The sequence below is a fragment of the Vibrio sp. 10N.222.52.C12 genome (assembly GCF_041474215.1).
Lineage (GTDB): Bacteria > Pseudomonadota > Gammaproteobacteria > Enterobacterales > Vibrionaceae > Vibrio > Vibrio crassostreae_C.
In genome coordinates this window covers 1-741 of sequence record NZ_JBFRTR010000228.1, presented here as the reverse complement: position 1 = coordinate 741, position 741 = coordinate 1, and the positions used below count along the sequence as shown (strand labels likewise).

General features: G+C 32.0%; 1 protein-coding gene. It reads right to left on the bottom strand.

Going from position 1 to position 741, the window contains the following annotated elements:
- Positions 1 to 315 precede the first annotated feature (315 nt).
- Positions 316 to 627 (bottom strand): hypothetical protein, encoded by a 312-nt coding sequence (locus AB4623_RS23965; protein WP_372147516.1) that lies wholly within the window; start codon positions 625 to 627, stop codon positions 316 to 318.
- Between the last annotated feature and the right edge of the window lie 114 nt (positions 628 to 741).

Here is a 741-nt window from a genome sequence, read left to right as displayed (position 1 = left end):
CTTAAGGTTCTGTCTATGTTGAACCTCAAGCTGATTTGATCAACAACGCCGTGTTGCCCCAAAAAATCATGAAAGTGGCTAAACATGGTAAAATTAATTTTATATATTTCATATAAGATATCACCATAGGTTTTATATTATTTAAAGATTTACGGTGATCTTTTTAAATATATTTTTCATAGCAATAGGTAGTGACCAAAAATAATTTAGATAATTTTGGTCACCATATGTTATTTAAATTTTTATAAAACAGCTTGAACTATGTCATTTGATAATCGATTGTTCTATTTTGTGTTTTAAATTAATAGATTGAAATTAGTCGAGAGGGGTAATTGTCTCTTTACCATCAAAGTCAAAATAACCTGATTCAGAAATTGCCTCTTCAATGCCAAAGTCTTTATTTGCTAATGTGATAGATACATCGCAAAAGTATGATGTATTTCTAACATTAGGGTGTTTTTTCTTTGAGCAGTTGATTTTATCGATGGTCGTTTCTACAAGCCCCATAGTAGCTCCAGTTGCTTCAATGATGCCTTGTTCAACAAGAGACTCAACTTTTTTCGAGTCGTTGCCACAGCCAGTTATAAGAATAGTAGCAAGGCTAATGGTGAAGATTCTAATCGTCATGATGGTAACTTTAATATTAGTTAAAGGTCTTTATTTAAGTCGTCAGTTTGGCTTTGACTAGCCACTAAATCAAACTATTGAGTGTATATATTGTGGGCGTTGTTGCCTAAATCA

Bases quoted from the DNA above. Each gene is read 5' to 3' on its own strand.
- AB4623_RS23965 (WP_372147516.1), bottom strand. From the start codon at position 627: ATGACGATTAGAATCTTCACCATTAGCCTTGCTACTATTCTTATAACT.